This is a genomic window from Pseudomonas furukawaii (genome assembly GCF_002355475.1).
Taxonomy (GTDB): Bacteria; Pseudomonadota; Gammaproteobacteria; order Pseudomonadales; family Pseudomonadaceae; genus Metapseudomonas; species Metapseudomonas furukawaii.
In genome coordinates, this window is record NZ_AP014862.1 from 2,693,120 (window position 1) to 2,710,307 (window position 17,188).

The 17,188-nt window shown below is 66.5% G+C and carries 15 protein-coding genes and 1 pseudogene; 13 read left to right on the forward strand and 3 right to left on the reverse strand.

Annotation, left to right across the window (positions count from 1 at the left end; genetic code table 11):
• Nucleotides 1-139: 139 nt before the first annotated feature.
• Nucleotides 140-640, reverse strand: a complete 501-nt coding sequence (locus KF707C_RS12605; protein ID WP_036992811.1) for a ProQ/FinO family protein — start codon at nt 638-640, stop codon at nt 140-142.
• Between the two features lie 314 nt (nt 641-954).
• On the opposite strand from KF707C_RS12605, the gene KF707C_RS12610 reads away from it, so the two are divergent.
• Nucleotides 955-1,437 (forward strand): hypothetical protein, encoded by a 483-nt coding sequence (locus KF707C_RS12610; protein WP_003452108.1) that lies wholly within the window; start codon nt 955-957, stop codon nt 1,435-1,437.
• A gap of 192 nt (nt 1,438-1,629) precedes the next feature.
• Here KF707C_RS12610 and KF707C_RS12615 read toward each other — a convergent pair whose 3' ends face one another.
• Entirely contained in the window at nt 1,630-2,319 is a 690-nt protein-coding gene (locus KF707C_RS12615; protein WP_003452105.1) for a GNAT family N-acetyltransferase, read from the reverse strand.
• Nucleotides 2,320-2,558: 239 nt separating this feature from the next.
• Between KF707C_RS12615 and KF707C_RS12620 the strand changes: the two genes are divergently transcribed.
• Together KF707C_RS12620 and KF707C_RS12625 are read left to right on the forward strand one after the other, a co-directional pair.
• Nucleotides 2,559-3,089 carry a DUF3833 domain-containing protein gene (locus tag KF707C_RS12620; RefSeq protein ID WP_003452103.1) on the forward strand — a complete coding sequence of 177 codons (531 nt, stop codon included), beginning with the start codon at nt 2,559-2,561 and terminating at the stop codon, nt 3,087-3,089.
• Nucleotides 3,090-3,151: 62 nt separating this feature from the next.
• Complete coding sequence (locus KF707C_RS12625; RefSeq protein WP_003452101.1) at nt 3,152-3,457, forward strand: DUF6482 family protein; 306 nt, start codon at nt 3,152-3,154, stop codon at nt 3,455-3,457.
• Between the two features lie 75 nt (nt 3,458-3,532).
• Here the strand turns inward: KF707C_RS12625 and KF707C_RS12630 are convergent, their stop codons facing one another.
• The gene (locus tag KF707C_RS12630) at nt 3,533-4,306 is read right to left on the reverse strand and encodes an AraC family transcriptional regulator (protein ID WP_051050735.1); all 774 of its coding nucleotides are present in this window, start codon (nt 4,304-4,306) and stop codon (nt 3,533-3,535) included.
• 279 nt (nt 4,307-4,585) lie between these two features.
• Between KF707C_RS12630 and KF707C_RS12635 the strand changes: the two genes are divergently transcribed.
• From KF707C_RS12635 to KF707C_RS12680, 10 genes and pseudogenes are all read left to right on the forward strand, one after another.
• A complete protein-coding gene (locus KF707C_RS12635; RefSeq protein WP_003452097.1) occupies nt 4,586-6,208 on the forward strand; it encodes an APC family permease in 1,623 nt (540 codons plus the stop codon).
• Between the two features lie 27 nt (nt 6,209-6,235).
• Nucleotides 6,236-7,267 carry an Ldh family oxidoreductase gene (locus KF707C_RS12640; protein WP_003452095.1) on the forward strand — a complete coding sequence of 344 codons (1,032 nt, stop codon included), beginning with the start codon at nt 6,236-6,238 and terminating at the stop codon, nt 7,265-7,267.
• Between the two features lie 12 nt (nt 7,268-7,279).
• A complete protein-coding gene (locus KF707C_RS12645; protein ID WP_003452093.1) occupies nt 7,280-8,206 on the forward strand; it encodes a 4-hydroxyproline epimerase in 927 nt (308 codons plus the stop codon).
• A 45-nt stretch (nt 8,207-8,251) separates the two neighbouring features.
• Nucleotides 8,252-9,199, forward strand: a complete 948-nt coding sequence (locus KF707C_RS12650; protein WP_003452091.1) for a dihydrodipicolinate synthase family protein — start codon at nt 8,252-8,254, stop codon at nt 9,197-9,199.
• Nucleotides 9,200-9,268: 69 nt separating this feature from the next.
• On the forward strand, nt 9,269-10,846 hold the full coding sequence (locus KF707C_RS12655; protein ID WP_003452088.1) for an aldehyde dehydrogenase (NADP(+)): 1,578 nt from the start codon (nt 9,269-9,271) through the stop codon (nt 10,844-10,846).
• 3 nt (nt 10,847-10,849) lie between these two features.
• Complete coding sequence (locus KF707C_RS12660) at nt 10,850-12,121, forward strand: NAD(P)/FAD-dependent oxidoreductase (RefSeq protein ID WP_003452086.1); 1,272 nt, start codon at nt 10,850-10,852, stop codon at nt 12,119-12,121.
• Nucleotides 12,122-12,353: 232 nt separating this feature from the next.
• A complete protein-coding gene (locus KF707C_RS12665) occupies nt 12,354-13,322 on the forward strand; it encodes a fimbrial protein (protein ID WP_003452084.1) in 969 nt (322 codons plus the stop codon).
• A gap of 275 nt (nt 13,323-13,597) precedes the next feature.
• Nucleotides 13,598-15,565 carry an alkyl/aryl-sulfatase gene (locus tag KF707C_RS12670; RefSeq protein WP_003452080.1) on the forward strand — a complete coding sequence of 656 codons (1,968 nt, stop codon included), beginning with the start codon at nt 13,598-13,600 and terminating at the stop codon, nt 15,563-15,565.
• 503 nt (nt 15,566-16,068) lie between these two features.
• A pseudogene (locus KF707C_RS12675) lies at nt 16,069-16,590 on the forward strand (contractile injection system protein, VgrG/Pvc8 family); the annotation flags it as partial.
• Complete coding sequence (locus KF707C_RS12680; RefSeq protein ID WP_096368025.1) at nt 16,587-17,105, forward strand: DUF3304 domain-containing protein; 519 nt, start codon at nt 16,587-16,589, stop codon at nt 17,103-17,105. The pseudogene KF707C_RS12675 and the gene KF707C_RS12680, both read left to right, overlap by 4 nt.
• The last annotated feature ends 83 nt before the right edge of the window (nt 17,106-17,188 follow it).

A 17,188-nucleotide genomic window follows, 5' to 3' on the forward strand; every position in this document is an offset into this window, starting at 1 on the left:
GGCGTCCGCGAGACTGTCCCGCCCTCCGGGGCGGGGCAGTCTCGCGGTGCTGGGCCAGGTGCCCCGTTTCGAACTGGCTCATCATCGCCTCGCGCACCTTGTCCGTGACTGGACGACTCGGTGCCGAGGGCGAGTGATTTCAATCCGCGATCTGTTCCGCAGCGGTATCGACGGCCTTGTCCTGTTTAGGCTTGGGCTGATTGCGTCGTGCTTGTCCGCGCTGCCGCTTGGCCTGTTGCTTCGCATGCAGCGCCTGAGCCGCTGTCACGATGCCGACTGCCTGGCCGTTCAAGTCCAGGCGCGGCGCATTCTCCGTCATGCTTGCCCAGTATCGACTTCCGCGGCACCAGGTAGCGATGCCCTGCTTGAGCTGTTCGCTGGTGATTCCGAGCAGTTCCAGGTGCTGCTCGGCATCCTTGAGAATGCCTTCCTTGAGCGGAACCTTGGGGGCCGGATTGACCGGGAAGGCCAATGGGAAGTGCTTCTGCAATCTCCAGATCGCTTCCACCGCGGGATCTTGCTCGCGAGGCTTAGTCTGCGGAGAAGGCTTCCGCGTACGCTGCTTCGTATTCTCAGTCTTTGCCTGCACTTTTTCGGCCCGCAGGCGATCGCGTAGTTCAGCTAGTTGTTCAAAACCCATCGTTCAGTTCGCAGCTTCATGGTTGATTCGTGGTGCAAGGTTATCTCATGCAGCCTTTTGAAACAGCCTGATTGAGCGTCGGCCCGATCAATGCGAGCACAGGCGACATCCCGGTCGAGCGCCAGCGAGCCCTGGAGCGGCGGGCTATGGATTTGGGCTGATCGAGGGCAAGGGGTTGCGTCTGGCCGAAAGCAAAGCCTTGGCGCACGAAAAATCTGTCCCTTGGCCGACGAACCTGGCCCGGAATCGATACACTTTGTGCCCGATTACTCAAAGCCATGAACATGGCTGCGTCGAACAAGGAACTCACCTCCATGGCCTCCCCTGATAAACAGCAAAAGCGCGCCCGGCGAGCCAAAGCCAAGGCCAAGCAGAACCGTGTGGGCAAAGCCAAGACCCATGCCGTGCACCCGCTTCTGGCCAATCCACTGGTCAACGAGCCATTCGATGATGTCGATATCGACCTGAGCACCTTCGACTTCAAAGATATTGAAGAGAACGGTTTCGACCCGGCGGAGTTCGACGATCTGTTCCAGGCGATGAGGGTTGGAGAAAGCATCAGCCTGCTGGCGATGTGCCTGGTGTTCCTGCAGTACCCGGTGCTGGAGCTGGTGGTCGCTGAGGAGGAGCACGAGTCAGCCATCGACTTCATGATGGGCCTGCTGATTACCTATCGCGGAATCTTCCACGATGAAGACGAAGACACGGCAGTGAGCTGGGTCAGCAGCGATGCCTTCCAGACTGCCTACAACGAGGCGTCGATGATCCTGCAGAAGAAGTACGCTCGCGGCGCCTGAAGCGCCCGAGTCTGGATGCGTGCCGAGCGGCTGGGGGCCGGTACGTTCGGTCGAGCGGAGTCAGCACGAACCCCGGGGAGAGGGGTATTTCCGGATCTAGCCGGCACTGCCAAGGCTCGCGGTCAGCGGCGCTTTTGAAGCGGCTCCGGCTTTGTCGCTATCGACGAGCGACGGCTTGCGTCCCTTCGGTCGTCAGTGAATCGTGGGAAAACGCTCTTTCACCAATGCCTGGGCCTGATAGGCCATCTGGTCCAGCAAGCGGTCACGCTTGTGCTCGGCCTCGCTCATGGCCTTCCGACCGTGTTGCTTCACCAGGTAGGCGTGGATCTGCCGCACTTCCTTGGATTGGAAGATCGGGGCCAGGTCCTGCACCGCCACCATGCCGTCCGAGCGGTGGTCACGGGTGTTCAGCAGCGCCTGCGGGCCCTGGGCGGCCAGTAGCTGAAACCCCATCGATTCGAAGGTCGGCGCCTTGCTCGCCGCGCAGGCCAGTTCGGCGTGGGGGCGGTGTTCGAGCATGCGCTGCACCATGGCCCGGGCGATGCCGCGCCGGCGGTGGCTGGCCCTGACGGCCAGGTAGGTCAGGGTGCAGGCCTCGGCGTCATCCTGGCTCGGCAGGTAGAGGGCGAAGCCCAGCACCTGCGAAGGGTCTTCGTCATCCAGCGCCAGGATCAGCCGCGCGCTGCTGTTCGTGGCGGCGTCCATGGCCTGCAGATACAGGTGCACTTCGTAGCCGATCACGTACTGGTACAGCTGATAGAGCGGATTGCTGGGCGTCAGCGGCACCGGGCTGATATCGCTGAAGTAGTCCACCACCATCTGCAGGACCTGGTTCTTCAGGGATTCGGGCGGCGGGGTGTCGAGGTGTACAAGGGTGAACATCTGAAGCGGGCTCCGGGCGTGGCCGATCCGGGGAATCGGGGCGGGCGCCATTGTAGCGTCAGCGCGTGGCGCGGGTCGCGCTGGCGCCGCCTTCTCGACATCCCCATGGACCGCTCCGGTCTGTTGCCTTGGTCGACAATAGTTGTACAAATAGTATTTATGTACAATTATTTGCCTTCATGGTCGTGAGGGCACAGCGTCTTTCCCCGCGCCTGGCTCGAATTTCGGAGGGCTGTTCGATGCGCTTGGTACTACTGGCAATGACCCTGCTGCTGGCCAGTTGTGGGGGGATCGACGTCGACCATTACCGGCAGGAGCAGCCGAAGCTGGACCTGGTCGAGTATTTTTCCCGCCCGGTGGAAGCCTGGGGCATGTTCCAGAAGCGTTCCGGGGAGGTGGTCAAGCGCTTCCATGTCGATATCACCAGCCGGCGTGATGGAGACAAGCTGATCCTCGACGAGCGCTTCGTCTACAGCGACGGCACCCGCCAGCAGCGGGTCTGGACGCTCACGCCGCTGGGCGACGGGCGCTGGCGTGGCACCGCCGGCGACGTGGTGGGGGAGGCCGATGGCGAGGTGGCGGGCAACGCCCTGCGCTGGCGCTACACCCTGGACCTGCCGGTGGATGACACCCGCTACCACGTCCAGTTCGACGACTGGATGTACCTCATGGACGAGGACACCCTGATCAACCGTTCCTTCATGAGCAAGTTCGGCGTGGAGCTGGGCCAGGTGACCCTGTTCTTCCGCCGCCAGCCGGCTGGGCAGTGATGATCCGGCCCGCGTTCGCGGGCCCTGGCACGCACAGGGGCAGCGCCCCGGGAGGGTGAGTCATGAATCTTCAGGAACTGGCGAGTGAAGTGGGCGCCGGGCACATCCGCGAACTGGACCTGGTGTCGCTGGAAGGCGGCATCTACCTGCTCCAGGCACGCCTGGACGGCAAGCTGATGACCCTGCAGGACGAGCACGGCGAAAGCCTGCGCCTGCGGTCCACCACCCACGCCCGGGAGGTGCTGGAGCACCTGCCGCCACTCACCTGCCACCTGGTGCAGCAGGTGGTCCACGATGAAATGTGCGGCTTGCGCGACGGCGAGATCGAACCGCTGCGCCTGCCGTTCTCCTCCCGCTCGGCGTGGTGAGCCACGGCCGCTGAAGCTGGCGCGTCTGCGAGTACCCGCGAACAGCGCGCCTTGCCGTTATCTTGACCTGGCCGCTCAGCCCCCCATCGCCTGCCGGTACTGCCGGGGCGTGAAACCCGTGAGCTGCTTGAACTGGCGGCTGAAGGCGCTGTGGTCGGTGTAGCCGCACTGCAGGGCGATGTCCGTGATGGGCAGGTCGGTCTGCAGCAGGCGGTGGGCGTGTTCGAGGCGCGCCTTGGTGATCATCTGCCGGGGCGTGAGCTGGAACACCCGCGTGCAATAGCGCTCCAACTGGGCGACCGAGAGCCCGGCGATGCGGGTCAGGGTGTCCAGGGTAATGGCTTCGTGGAAGTGGTTGCGGATGTGCTCGTCCACGGCGGCGAGCCGCGCGTAGGCCGGGTGTGCGGTGCCGGCTGATTGCAGGTCCACGGAGATGCCCGCCAGGCCGATGATGGCGCCGCCGCGATCCAGCAGCGGGTGTTTGTGGGTCAGGCACCAGCCGGGTTCGCGGCTGCCGTACAGGTGCAGTTCCAGCTGGTCCTCCAGCACCTCGCCCTGTTCCAGCACGCGGCGGTCCTGTTCGGTATAGCCGGGGCCGAGCTGGGCCGGGAAGACCTCGGCGCTGGTCCTGCCCAGCAGCGGGCGCAGGTCCTTGAGGCCGCAACGCTGCACCAGGGTGCGGTTGGCCAGCACATAGCGGGCCTGGAGGTCCTTGATGAAGATCGCCGCGTTGGGGATCGCATCCAGCATCGGCAGCAGCAGTTCGGCGCTGGCGAGCAGGTCGTCCAGGGACGCCGGACCCCGTCCGGGCTCCGCCGATCCCAGTGCCGCCAGTGTGCTCCGCACCATGGTTCCTCCCTCCCTCGAAGCCTGATCGCCAGGAGAGTGCCGCAGCCCGCAGGGGCTGTCGAGCGATGGCGTACAGGCCGCCTCAATTGTGCTGATTTCGTCATTCGTCATGGGGAAAAGCATCAAGCCCCGGATGACCCGGAACGTCCACTCTATGGCCATCGCATGCGGCGTGGCGCTCAGGGATGACGAGGCAGCGGATGTCCCGATCGTCCTCGGTCACAGCGCGGCAGCGGGACCTCTCCAGCCCCAACCAATAACGCACAAGAAGGCTACGCCATGTCTGGAAAGTTCAAGAAACAGCTCTCATTGACGGACCTCACCTTCATCGGCCTGGGGGCCATCTTCGGCTCCGGCTGGCTGTTCGCGGCCAGCCACGTCTCCGCCATCGCCGGCCCGGCCGGAATCGTCTCCTGGTTCCTCGGCGGCTTCGCCGTCCTGCTGCTGGGCATCATCTACTGCGAGCTGGGAGCGGCCTTGCCGCGCGCCGGTGGCGTGGTGCGCTACCCGGTGTTCTCCCACGGGCCGCTGCTGGGGTACCTGATGGGCTTCATCACGCTGATCGCCTTTTCCAGCCTGGTGGCGATCGAAGTGGTCGCTTCCCGCCAGTACGCGGCGGCCTGGTTCCCGGGGCTGACCGAGGCGGGCTCCAGCGACCCGACGGTACTCGGCTGGCTGGTGCAGTTCGGCCTGCTGTGCCTGTTCTTCTGGCTCAACTACCGCAGCGTGAAGACCTTCGCCCGGGCCAACAACCTGGTCAGCGTGTTCAAGTTCATCGTGCCGCTGCTGGTCATCGGCGTGCTCTTCACCTTCTTCAAGCCGGCTAACTTCGAGGTCCAGGGCTTCGCGCCCTTCGGCCTTTCGGGTATCGAGATGGCGGTGTCGGCCGGCGGCATCATCTTCGCCTACCTGGGGCTCACGCCGATCATCTCGGTGGCCAGCGAGGTGAAGAATCCGCAGCGCACCATCCCCATCGCGCTGATTCTTTCTGTGCTGCTTTCCACCGCCATCTACGTGCTGCTGCAGATCGCTTTCCTCGGGGCGGTGCCTACGGAGCTGCTGGCCAACGGCTGGGCCGGCATCTCCAGGGAGTTCGCCCTGCCGTACCGCGACATCGCCCTGGTGCTCGGGGTGGGCTGGCTGGCCTACCTGGTGGTGGCCGACGCGGTGGTCTCGCCCAGCGGCTGCGGCAACATCTACATGAACGCCACCCCTCGGGTGATCTATGGCTGGGCGAAGACCGGCACCTTCTTCCGGATCTTCACACGCATCGACGAACAGTCCGGCATTCCGCGCCCGGCCCTCTGGCTGACCTTCGCCCTGTCGGTGTTCTGGACGCTGCCGTTTCCCTCCTGGGAAGCGCTGATCAACGTGGTTTCCGCCGCCCTGGTGCTGAGCTACGCCGTGGCGCCGGTAACGGTCGCCGCCCTGCGCCGCAACGCACCGGACCTGCCGCGTCCGTTCCGGGTGCGGGGGCTGGGGCTGATGGGGCCGCTGTCCTTCGTCATCGCCGCGCTGATCGTCTACTGGTCCGGCTGGGGCACGGTGTCCTGGCTGCTGGGCCTGCAGATCCTGATGTTCGTGATCTACCTCCTGTGCCGCCGCTTCGTGCCCACCGAGCACCTGAGCCTGGCCCAGCAGGTGCGCTCGTCCGCCTGGCTGATCGGCTTCTACGCCCTGACCCTGCTGCTCTCCTGGCTCGGCAGCTTCGGCGGCCTGGGCGTGCTCGGCCATCCCTACGACACCCTCGCCGTGGCGGTTTGCGCCCTGGGCATCTACCACTGGGGCGCGGCGACCGGCGTGCCGGCCGAGCTGATCCGCCTCGGCGGCGAGGATGAAAGCGAGGAGGGCACCGAGGCGGAAGCAGCGCCGTCCCCGGTGGCGCTCCCTGACCAGGCTTAGTCCTGACCGACCGAAAGGAGTACGGCCATGAACGATCTCATCAACCTCAGCCTCGAGCAGGTGCATGCCCTCGCACTGCGTGCCCTGACCGTCAACGGCATGGGCGAGGACCACGCCCGTGCCATCGCCGACACCATCACCCAGGGGCAGCGCGACGAATGCCATTCCCACGGCCTGTACCGGGTGCTGGTGTGCGTGCATTCGCTGCGCTCCGGCAAGGTGGACCCCGTGGCGCGGCCCAGCGTGAGCCGCCCGGCGCCGGCCATCGTCCGCGTCGATGCGCAGCGAGGCTACTCGCTGCTGGCCTTCCAGACCGGGCTCCCGCTGCTGGTGGAGCAGGCCCGCGAGCTGGGCATGGCCGCCCTGGTGATCCGCAATTGCTTCCACTTCTCCGCGCTGTGGCCGGAGGTGGAAGCCATAGCCGCCCAGGGTCTGGTGGGGATGGCCATGACCCCCAGCCACGCCTGGGTGGCGCCGGAGGGCGGCCGCAGGGGCGTGTTCGGCACCAACCCGCTGGCGTTTTCCTGGCCGCGAGAGGGCCAGGAGCCCTTCGTCTTCGACTTCGCCACCAGCGCCATCGCCCGGGGCGACATCGAGCTGCACGCGCGCCAGGGCAAGCCGATTCCACTGGGTTGGGGCCTGGACGCCGAAGGCCGGCCCAGCACCGATGCCCGGGCCGTGCTGGAGGGCGCCATGCAGACCTTCGGCGGCCACAAGGGCTCGGCCCTGGCGGCGATGATCGAACTCATGGCCGGCGCGCTGATCGGCGACCTGACCAGCGCCGAGTCCCTGGCCTTCGACGGCGGGGCCGGCGCCACGCCCTGCCATGGCGAACTGGTGCTGGCCTTCGACCCGGCGCGCTTCCTCGGCAACGAACTGGACGCCGGACGACAACGGGCCGAGGCGCTGTTCGCCGCCATCACCGGGCAGGGCGCGCGGCTGCCGTCGCAACGCCGCTTCGCCGCCCGCCAGCGCAGCGAGCGGGAGGGCGTCTGGGTCGGCCGGACGCTGCTGGACGACATCCAGCGCCTGATCGACGACCCCCATTCCCCGACCTGACGGAGCAGCCCCATGAAGCGCATCCATGTCATCGATTCCCACACCGGCGGCGAACCCACGCGCCTGGTGATGGACGGCTTTCCCGAACTGGAAGGCAGCACCCTGGCCGAGCAGCGCGACAGCCTGCGCGAGCGGCACGACCACTGGCGCCGCGCCTGCCTGCTGGAACCGCGTGGCAACGACGTGCTGGTGGGCGCGCTGTACCGCCCGCCGGTGTCGCCCGGCGCCACCTGCGGGGTGATCTTCTTCAACAACGCCGGCTACCTCGGCATGTGCGGCCACGGCACCCTCGGCCTGGTGGCGTCCCTCCAGCACCTGGGGCTGATGGCCCCCGGCGAGCACCGCATCGACACGCCGGTGGGCACCGTCAGCGCCACTCTCCATGAGGACGGCCGCGTCACCCTGGGCAACGTGCCGGCCTACCGCTACCGCCGCCAGGTACCGGTGGAGGTGCCCGGGCATGGCGTGGTCCACGGCGACATCGCCTGGGGCGGCAACTGGTTCTTCCTGGTGAACGACCATGGCCAGCGCCTGGACCTGGACAACGTCGAAGCCCTCACCGCGTACACCTGGGCCATGCTGCGGGCCCTGGAGGCCCAGGGCATCCACGGCGAGGGCGGGGCGCTGATCGACCACGTTGAGCTGTTCGCCGAGGACCCCGAGGCCGACAGCCGCAACTTCGTCATGTGCCCCGGCAAGGCCTACGACCGCTCCCCCTGCGGCACCGGCACCAGCGCCAAGCTGGCCTGCCTGGCGGCGGACGGCAAGCTCGCCCCCGGCCAGCGCTGGGTCCAGGCCAGCATCACCGGCAGCCGCTTCGAGGGGCACTACCAGTGGGAAGGCGAGCGCATCCGCCCCTTCATCACCGGCCGTGCCCACCTCACCGCCGACAGCACCCTGCTCATCGACGAGCAGGACCCCTTCGCCTGGGGCATCTGAGCCCCGTTTTCCCGAACCCTGAATCCCTGCTCAAGGAGCGACAACATGAACATCGACATCTTCCGTGGCTGCATCCCCGCCCTCATGACCCCCTGCACCGACGCGCGCCAGCCGGACTACGACGCCCTGGTGGCCAAGGGGCGTGAACTGATCCAGGCCGGCATGAGCGCCGTGGTCTACTGCGGTTCCATGGGCGACTGGCCGTTGCTCAGCGAGGCCCAGCGCCAGGAGGGCGTGGCGCGCCTGGTGAAGGCCGGCGTGCCCACCATCGTCGGCACCGGCGCGGTGAACACCCGCGAGGCGGTGTCCCACGCCGCCCATGCCGCCAAGGTCGGCGCCCATGGCCTGATGGTGATTCCGCGCCTGCTGTCCCGCGCGGCCTCTCCGGCAGCGCAGAAGGCGCATTTCTCCGCCGTGCTCCAGGCGGCGGCGGAGCTGCCCTCGGTCATCTACAACAGCCCCTACTACAGCTTCTCCACCCGCGCCGACCTGTTCTTCGAACTGCGCGGGCAACACCGCAACCTGATCGGCTTCAAGGAGTTCGGCGGCGCCGACGCCATGCGCTACGCCGCCGAGCACATCACCTCCCACGATGACGAGGTGATCCTGATGGCCGGGGTCGACACCCAGGTGTTCCACGGCTACGTCAACTGCAACGCCACCGGCACCATCACCGGCATCGGCAACGTGCTGCCCCGCGAGGTGCTGCAACTGGTGGCGCTGAGCCGCCAGGCCGCCACCGGCGATGCCCGCGCACGCCGCCTGGCCCTGGAGCTGAGCGCGGCGCTGGACGTGCTCTCGTCCTTCGACGAGGGCTGCGACCTGGTGCTCTTCTACAAGTACCTGATGGTGCTCAACGGCGACCGCGAGTACCGCCTGCACTTCAACGAGAGCGACGCCCTCAGCGACTCCCAGCGCCGCTATGCCGAGCAGCAGTACGGGCTGTTCCGCCAGTGGTATGCCAACTGGTCGGCCGAGCACAACCTGGCCTGACCGCCGGCCTCGCCCCGCTGCGGAGCCGTCCCGCTCCGCAGTCACCTTTCCCTCGACGCAGGACGCACCATGAACCTGACAGGCAACATGCTGATCGGCCGGCAGGCCGTTACCGGTGATCGCGACGCGATCCGCGCCGTACATCCCGCCACTGGCAATCTCCTCGAACCCGCCTATCCCGGCGGCAGCGAGGCCCAGGTCGCCCAGGCCTGCGCGCTGGCCTGGGCCGCCTTCGACGCCTACCGCGAAACCGCCCCGGAAACCCGGGCAGGCTTCCTCGAGGCCATCGCCGAGGAGATCGAGGCCCTGGGGGATGCCCTGATCGAACGCGCCATGGCCGAAACCGGCCTTCCGCAGCCCCGTATCCAGGGCGAGCGGGGCCGTACCTGCCAGCAGCTCCGGACCTTCGCCCGCACCCTGCGGGCCGGTGAGTGGCTGGACGTGCGTATCGATCCGGCGCTGCCCGAACGCCAGCCCCAGGCACGACCCGACCTGCGCCAGCGGCGGATCCCACTGGGGCCGGTGGCGGTGTTCGGCGCCAGCAACTTTCCCCTGGCTTTCTCCGTGGCCGGCGGTGATACCGCGTCCGCGCTCGCAGCGGGTTGCCCCGTGGTGGTCAAGGCCCACAGCGCTCATCCCGGTACCAGCGAATGGGTGGGCCGCGCCGTGGTGCGCGCGGCCACGCGCTGCCGGATGCCCGAGGGGGTGTTCTCGCTCCTGTTCGGCGCCGGTCGGGAGGTGGGCCTCGCCCTGGTCATCGATCCGCGCATCAAGGCCGTGGGTTTCACCGGCTCGCGCAGCGGCGGCCTGGCCCTGTGTCGCGCGGCCCAGGCGCGTCCCGAACCCATTCCGGTGTACGCGGAGATGAGCTCGATCAATCCGGTATTCCTTTTCTCCAACGCCTTGCAGGCGCGGTTAGAGGTCCTCGCCGAGGGCTACGTCGCGTCCCTGACCCAGGGTGCCGGCCAGTTCTGCACCAACCCGGGCCTGCTGATCGCCCGCGAGGGCGAGGCGCTCGACGCCTTTCTCGCGGCGGCGGCCGGGCACCTGCGGCAGTGCCCCGCGCAGACCATGCTCACGCCCGGCATCTTCCAGGCATTCGCGGTGGGCGTGGACGCGCTGGCCCAGCATCCCCAGGTGCGGCTCCTGGCCGCCGGGCTGCCGGGCGACGGCCCCAACCGCTGCCAGGCCCGGTTGTTCGTCACCGATGCCGAATCCTTCCTGGCCGACCCGGCGCTGCACGGCGAAATCTTCGGCGCGGCCGGACTGGTGGTGCGGTGCCGCGATGAGGGTCAGTTCCGCCAGCTCGCCGAGCGGCTCGAAGGCCAGCTCACCGCGACCCTGCACCTGGAGGATGGCGACCTCGACAGCGCCCGAGCCCTGCTGCCGACCCTGGAGCTCAAGGCTGGCCGCGTGCTGGTCAATGGCTGGCCCACGGGCGTCGAAGTGTGCGACGCCATGGTTCACGGCGGCCCGTTCCCGGCCACTTCGGACACGCGCGCCACCTCGGTCGGCACCGCTGCCATCCACCGCTTCCTGCGGCCGGTCTGCTACCAGGGTTTCCCCGATGGGCTGCTGCCCGCCGCGCTGCGGCAGGCCAATCCCCTGGGCCTCAAGCGGTTGATCGACGGCGAGCGGGAGGCCTGAGCCATGAGCCGTTCCCAGTCTGAACGAACGGCCGAGATCGACGTGGCCGTGGTGGGCGCCGGTGTCATCGGCATGGCCTGTGCGCTGGACCTGGCGCGACAGGGCAAGCGGGTGCAGGTGTTCGACCCGGAAGGACCGGGGCAGGGCGCTTCCTTCGGCAACGCCGGGCACCTGGCCACCGAGCAGGTCTTCCCCATCGCCGACCTGTCGATCCTCAAGCGCCTGCCCGCCATGCTCCTCGATCCCATGGGCCCGCTGCGGCTGGACTGGACCTACCTGCCGCGTGCGATGCCCTGGTTCATCCGCCTGCTGCTCAACCTGCGGCCGGCGCCGTTTCAGCGCACCGTCGCCGGGCTTCGCGCGCTCAACGATGCAAGCCTGGCGGCCTGGCAGCGGCTGCTGCAGTCCATCGGGCATGCCGGCCTGTTGAAGGAGGACGGCTCCCTGCTGGCCTTCGAACGCCCCGAGTCGCGCGAGGCGCTGCTGGCCCTGCAGGCGCGGATGGGCGGGCAGGGCGTGCCGGTGGAGTACTGGGAAGCCGGCGCCGTGCAGGCCGCCGCGCCGCAGTTGAGCGAGCGGATACTCGGTGGGTTGTTCTTTCCCGCCACCGGGCACTTCATCGACCCCCACCGGGTGGTGTGCGCATTGCTGGACGCCGCCGAGGCGCTGGGGGTGGCGTTCCACCGGCAGCGGGTCATCGATGGACAGCTGCTGCCGGACGGCGTCGCACTGCGCCTGGGCAGCGGCAGCGTGCGGGCGCGCCAGGTGCTGATTGCCTGCGGTGCCCACTCCGCGGCGATGACCGAACGGCTCACCGGCACGCGGACGCCACTGGACACCGAGCGCGGCTATCACCTGATGCTGCCCCGGGAGCATGGGCGGCTGCCCTTTGCCGTCACCTCCTTCGAGCGCAAGTTCATCATGACGCCCATGGAGGGCGGCCTGCGCCTGGCCGGCACCGTCGAGTTCGCCGGGCTGGAGAAGCCGGCGAACATGGCGCGCGCCTGGCAGCTCCATCGACTCAGCCAGGGCCTTTTCAGGCACGACCTGGATGCCGAAGCTGCCAGCCCCTGGATGGGCTTTCGACCCTCCTTGCCGGACTCGCTGCCCGTCATCGACCGGGCGTGCGGAGGCCGCGTCCTGCTTGCCTTCGGCCACCAGCACCTGGGGCTGACCCAGGCGGCCATTACCGCCGAGCACATCGGCCGACTGGCCCGGGGACAGGCGGTGGACGGGTTGGACGCCTATCGGCTGGATCGTTTCTGCTGGACATGACGTCGATCGGAGAACCGTCCAGAGCACAGGACGCTTTCCGGAAAGTCGTGGGCTGTGGCCCGCACAAATACGGGTAGCAAGTTTCCAGTCGTCCCCTGTGGGGTGACGGCCCACGTGCCGGTAAGCATGTGACTACAGGAAAGGGGGCGTATGCCAGCTCGCCTTGGCCTGGTGCGCGTCTAGCATGCTCTACCTCGACAGTCACTAAAGGGCGCACAAGGTGTTCAGGTGCATGCGTTATATCCTCTGCACGGTGTTCCTGGTCTCGAGCTACCAGACCTTTGCATGCCAGCTGCGGACCAAGGGCGAGACCCGCCATGTCTTTCCCGCCACGCTCAGTGTGCCCCGCGACTTGCCGGTGGGTGGCGTGATCTACGACACCCAGGGGTGGGTCGGCACGGGGGAGGCCTACGTGAACTGTGGGGGACTGTTCCAGCATTACATGGGGACCGGATTCACATCGACCACCAAGGTGCCCGGCATGAGCGGGGTCTACACCACCAGCCTGGATGGCATCGGCATCAAGGTTGCCTGGGCCAATAGCCTCAAAGATCTCCCCTCGAGCCCCAATGCGGCGGAAATCATGCAGTACCCACGCAACCGCCGTGCGATTGGCGTGAATCACTACACCCCGGCCCAGCGCTGGTGGATACAGTTGATCAAGACCAAGCCCAGCCCGGAAAGCGGCGTGCTTACCGCCGCCCCCGCGAGGATCTACTACGACAACGAGCTGACCAACGAGCTGATCTTCACGCCCAGCATGGTGGTGGTGAATGCCCGCAGTTGCCGTCTGGGTGGCGATGGGGGTGTCGGCAACATCAACGTCAAGCTGGATCCGGCGCCGATCCGCGACTTCACGGGAGTGGGTTCTACCAGCACACCGAAAGCGTTCAGGATCCCGCTGAACTGCGATCCCGAGGTGCGTGTCTCCTACACGATCAGCGGCCTTTATGAGGGAGAGGGCGCCGTGCTGAAGAACACCCAGGGCGCGGGGATGGCCAGGGGCATCGGGGTGCAGTTACTCAAGGCCTATGGCGATGATGGCGCTGTCGTGCTGGGGCGGAAGACGGCATTCGGCAACACGGGAGCGGTGGGCGGCAGCATGCCGATCCCCCTGGTCGCCCGCTACTACCAGATAGAACCGGAGGTGACGCCCGGCGAGATCAATATCCTGGGCTATCTCACCCTCTACTACGAGTAATCCGGACTGCGGGCCGGCAAGCGCCTGCTTGCAGGGCGTCCTGGCCAACCAGCTCACCCCCAGGGTCGGCGTGTTCTGCATCACCTTCCTGCCGCAGTTCATGCCAGCGGGCGCTGGACCGGCGGGCTGGTGGCCTTCGGCGCACTGAGGCGGGGCATCACGGTCCGCTATGGCCGGCATGCGGCTCTGGTATTGGCCTTGGGGGGCGGGCATCCCTAGAGTCGTTGTGGGACCGCGTGTCCGACTATTCCAACAAGACCAGAACGAGCCTCCTTATGCCCAGTTTCCGCCTAAGCGCCATCGCCCTGGCGCTCCTGCTTTCCGGCGGCGCCCATGCCGACCAGCCCGCCGCGCCTAAACCGGCTACCGAGTTCACCCAGTCCCTCAACCAGTCCTGGCTCACGCGCCTGCCGTTCGCCGACCAGGCGGACTTCGAGCATGCCCGCCGTGGCCTGATCGAGCCCTTCGACGGGGTGATCCACAATGCCGAGGGCAAGCCGGTGTGGGACCGCACCGCCTACAACTTCCTCGACGGCAACCAGGCACCGGCCAGCGTGAATCCCAGCCTCTGGCGCATCGGCCAGTTGAACAACATCGCCGGCCTGTTCCAGGTGCGCGAGCGGATCTACCAGGTGCGCGGGCTGGACCTGTCGAACATGACCATCATCGAGGGCGACAGCGGACTGATCCTGATCGACCCGCTGATCAGCACCGAAACGGCCCGTGCCGGACTGGAGAGCTACTACCGCCACCGCCCGCGCAAGCCAGTGCTGGCGGTGATCTACAGCCATTCCCACGTGGACCATTTCGGGGGCGTGCGGGGGGTGATCGACGAGGCGGACGTGAAGGCCGGCAAGGTCCGGGTGATCGCCCCGGAAGGCTTCTACGAGCACGCCGTCAGCGAAAACGTGCTGGCGGGGCCGGCGATGATGCGCCGCGCCCAGTACATGTACGGCTCGTTGCTGCCCCGGGGCGAGCGGGGCCAGGTGGACGCCGGGCTGGGCAAGAGCACCCCGGTCAACGCCACGGTGACCCTGATCGCGCCGACCCAACTGATCGCCAAGCCGCTGGAGAGGCACAGCCTCGATGGCGTGGAGATCGAGTTCCAGCTCACCCCCGGCACCGAGGCGCCGGCGGAGATGAACCTGTACTTCCCGCAGTTCAAGACCCTGTGCATGGCCGAGAACGCGACCCACACCCAGCACAACGTGCTCACCCTGCGTGGCGCGCTGGTGCGCGATGCCAAGGTCTGGGCCCACTACCTGGACGAGGCGCTGGTGCGCTACGGCGACCAGGCCGAGGTGCTCTTCGCCCAGCACCACTGGCCGACCTGGGGCGGCGCGGAAATCCGCGAGTACCTGGCGGACCAGCGCGATATGTACGCCTTCCTCGACAGCCAGACCCTGCGGCTGATCAACCAGGGCCTCGGCCCCACCGAGATCGCCGCGCAACTGACGTCCTTGCCGCCGCGCCTGGCGGGCAAGTGGTACAGCCGCGACTACTACGGCTCCCTCAGCCATAACGTGCGGGCCGTCTACCAGCGCTACATGGGCTTCTACGACGGCAATCCGGCCAACCTCGACCCGCTGCCGCCGGAAGCGGCCGGCAAACGCTACGTCGAGGCCATGGGCGGCGCCGAGGCCGTGCTGGCCAGCGCGCGCAAGGCCTTCGCCACCGGGGAGTACCGCTGGGCGGCGCAACTGCTCAACCACCTGGTCTTCGCCGAACCCGCCAACCAGGCGGCGCGCCAGCTGCAGGCCGACACCCTGGAGCAGCTGGGTTACCAGAGCGAGAACGCCACCTGGCGCAACATCTACTTGAGCGGCGCCCAGGAACTGCGCCAGGGCGTGACCCGGGCGGGTGGCCGCAACGGCGCCCCGGACCTGGTCCGTGCGCTGACGCCCAGCATGTTCTTCGACTACCTGGCGGTGCGCATCGATGCCATGAAGGCCGCCGGGGAGGACCTGCGCATCAACTGGCGCTTCAGCGACCTGGGCGAGGACTACGCCCTGACGGTGCGCAACGGCGTGCTCACCTACCGCAAGGGCATGCGCCACCCCGAGGCCGAGGTGGACCTGAGCATGACCAAGGCCCTGCTGGATCGGATCGCCCTGAAGGAAACCGGATTCCTCAAGGAAGCCACCCTGGGCGGCATCGAGTTCGAGTCGGGGCGGATCAGCCTGCTCAAGCTCCTGGGCGGCCTGGACGAGGCCAATCCGCAGTTCAACCTCGTCGAGCCATAAGGCGCGGCGCCCTCCAACCTGTCGTGCCCCAGGGCACCACTGCCCGAGAATAGGCGTACCGACTCATCAGTTTGTCTGGGGCTCCTGTCGAGCCCCACATTCTTCCAAACGGCCCCAAAAAACGTCAGAGAGGCGCATGACAGGCCACGACAAGGTAAGCGGTCGGTAAAAATCGTCCAGCACTCAGACGTTTCGAGCGCCTTTCCAGATTCCTCTGATTTCCCCACCCAAGCGTTATCGGCCTAGATAACCGCCGTCCCGCCGGCATCTCGCTCCCAGCGCCGAAGCCGGCGGTTGCTGTTGCCGTCCCCACGGCACACCCAAGGCACGAAGTGGAATTCACCGCTGCCGTTCGGCGCTCAAGCCGCTTGTGACCATGAATTCCAGCTCGATCGAACCCATCCGCGCTCCCGTCCGGGAGCCATCTGGAGTGGTCATGGCATCCAACAGCTTCCAGTGCGATTCCCCCCTGGCGAGGCCTGAACATGCTCGCTGAAATCCGCCCCTTCTTCGGCCTGAACCTGCCCCCCGCGCAACCCCTGCGCACCCCGCACGGCATGAAGACCGGCTATCGCCGCCTCTCCGGCTCCAACGACGAAGCCCGTTACCCACTCACCCTGGAGCCGCGCCTGGCCCTGCTCGGACGGGGCCGCCAGTACCGCATCTACCAGCACCTCTCGGTGCCCGAGATCGTCGAGCAGAGCCACTGTCAGCAATCGCCCCGACCAATGAACAGTAATTCCGCCTGGGCAGCCTCAGCGATGCCCAGCAATTGCTTGGACTGGCAAGAGAGCGAATGCCGGAAAACACGCAGGTGCAATGGTTCGACGCCTGCTCCCACCTGGCTCGCTAAGCAGAACAGGAAGGCTATTTCGGAGGCTTGGAAGCTAATTCAAGTCAGGGATTCAAGTTACTTGGCCAAGGATGAATATAGGCGTGGGTTTATTGATTTTGAGAATGGAAGCCTTTTTCAGAAGGCAGCTTTCATTTGCAACTGGAATATCTATGCAAGGGATTGGAAATGAGGGCTGCGTGTGAACCAAAGTGGTTGCTGGGGGTGTTTTTCTTAAGTTTGGCGGGTTGTTCGCTAGGGGAGTCTGAATATCTGGGAGGGGACTTGTGGGCGGTCAACCATACCTCTGCCGCTATCAATCACTTTTCGGTAAACGGTTATGGCGGAGGTAATGCGAGCCCTTACGGATACGGAGGCGGCGCCTGCTGCGTGATGCTGCCCCGCGAATGGCGGCCGGGTTTGATGATGAAGGTTGAGTGGGAAACCGATCCGAATCCTGATGCGCGGCTACCACCATTGGGTACTGATGAGTACTCCGCGGCCTACGCCAAGCACGCTGCTAATTATCAACAACACATCACCAGCGTTCCCTTGCCACCCTATGAACAAGGCCTATGCGCTCTGGAAGTGCATTTCTTGCCTTGCCACCAAGTCAAGCTCACCACGGCTTGCTGGGGTTACGGTTCGCCTAAAAATCCAATCAAGGAACCTCTGGAAATGAAGGAGCCTGCGGTATGTCCGGAGTAATAGTTCATAAGGTGGTTGTTCCGGAAATAAATGAAGTCCCCTGGCATCAGGCGGTTTTCATTTGTCACTGGAATATCCCTGCG

Excerpts from the sequence above, each read along its gene's own strand:
- KF707C_RS12605 (WP_036992811.1), bottom strand. The coding sequence starts at position 640 with ATGGGTTTTGAACAACTAGCTGAACTACGCGATCGCCTGCGGGCCGAA.
- KF707C_RS12610 (WP_003452108.1), top strand. The coding sequence starts at position 955 with ATGGCCTCCCCTGATAAACAGCAAAAGCGCGCCCGGCGAGCCAAAGCC.
- KF707C_RS12615 (WP_003452105.1), bottom strand. The coding sequence starts at position 2,319 with ATGTTCACCCTTGTACACCTCGACACCCCGCCGCCCGAATCCCTGAAG.
- KF707C_RS12620 (WP_003452103.1), top strand. The coding sequence starts at position 2,559 with ATGCGCTTGGTACTACTGGCAATGACCCTGCTGCTGGCCAGTTGTGGG.
- KF707C_RS12625 (WP_003452101.1), top strand. The coding sequence starts at position 3,152 with ATGAATCTTCAGGAACTGGCGAGTGAAGTGGGCGCCGGGCACATCCGC.
- KF707C_RS12630 (WP_051050735.1), bottom strand. The coding sequence starts at position 4,306 with ATGGTGCGGAGCACACTGGCGGCACTGGGATCGGCGGAGCCCGGACGG.
- KF707C_RS12635 (WP_003452097.1), top strand. The coding sequence starts at position 4,586 with ATGTCTGGAAAGTTCAAGAAACAGCTCTCATTGACGGACCTCACCTTC.
- KF707C_RS12640 (WP_003452095.1), top strand. The coding sequence starts at position 6,236 with ATGAACGATCTCATCAACCTCAGCCTCGAGCAGGTGCATGCCCTCGCA.
- KF707C_RS12645 (WP_003452093.1), top strand. The coding sequence starts at position 7,280 with ATGAAGCGCATCCATGTCATCGATTCCCACACCGGCGGCGAACCCACG.
- KF707C_RS12650 (WP_003452091.1), top strand. The coding sequence starts at position 8,252 with ATGAACATCGACATCTTCCGTGGCTGCATCCCCGCCCTCATGACCCCC.
- KF707C_RS12655 (WP_003452088.1), top strand. The coding sequence starts at position 9,269 with ATGAACCTGACAGGCAACATGCTGATCGGCCGGCAGGCCGTTACCGGT.
- KF707C_RS12660 (WP_003452086.1), top strand. The coding sequence starts at position 10,850 with ATGAGCCGTTCCCAGTCTGAACGAACGGCCGAGATCGACGTGGCCGTG.
- KF707C_RS12665 (WP_003452084.1), top strand. The coding sequence starts at position 12,354 with ATGCGTTATATCCTCTGCACGGTGTTCCTGGTCTCGAGCTACCAGACC.
- KF707C_RS12670 (WP_003452080.1), top strand. The coding sequence starts at position 13,598 with ATGCCCAGTTTCCGCCTAAGCGCCATCGCCCTGGCGCTCCTGCTTTCC.
- KF707C_RS12680 (WP_096368025.1), top strand. The coding sequence starts at position 16,587 with ATGAGGGCTGCGTGTGAACCAAAGTGGTTGCTGGGGGTGTTTTTCTTA.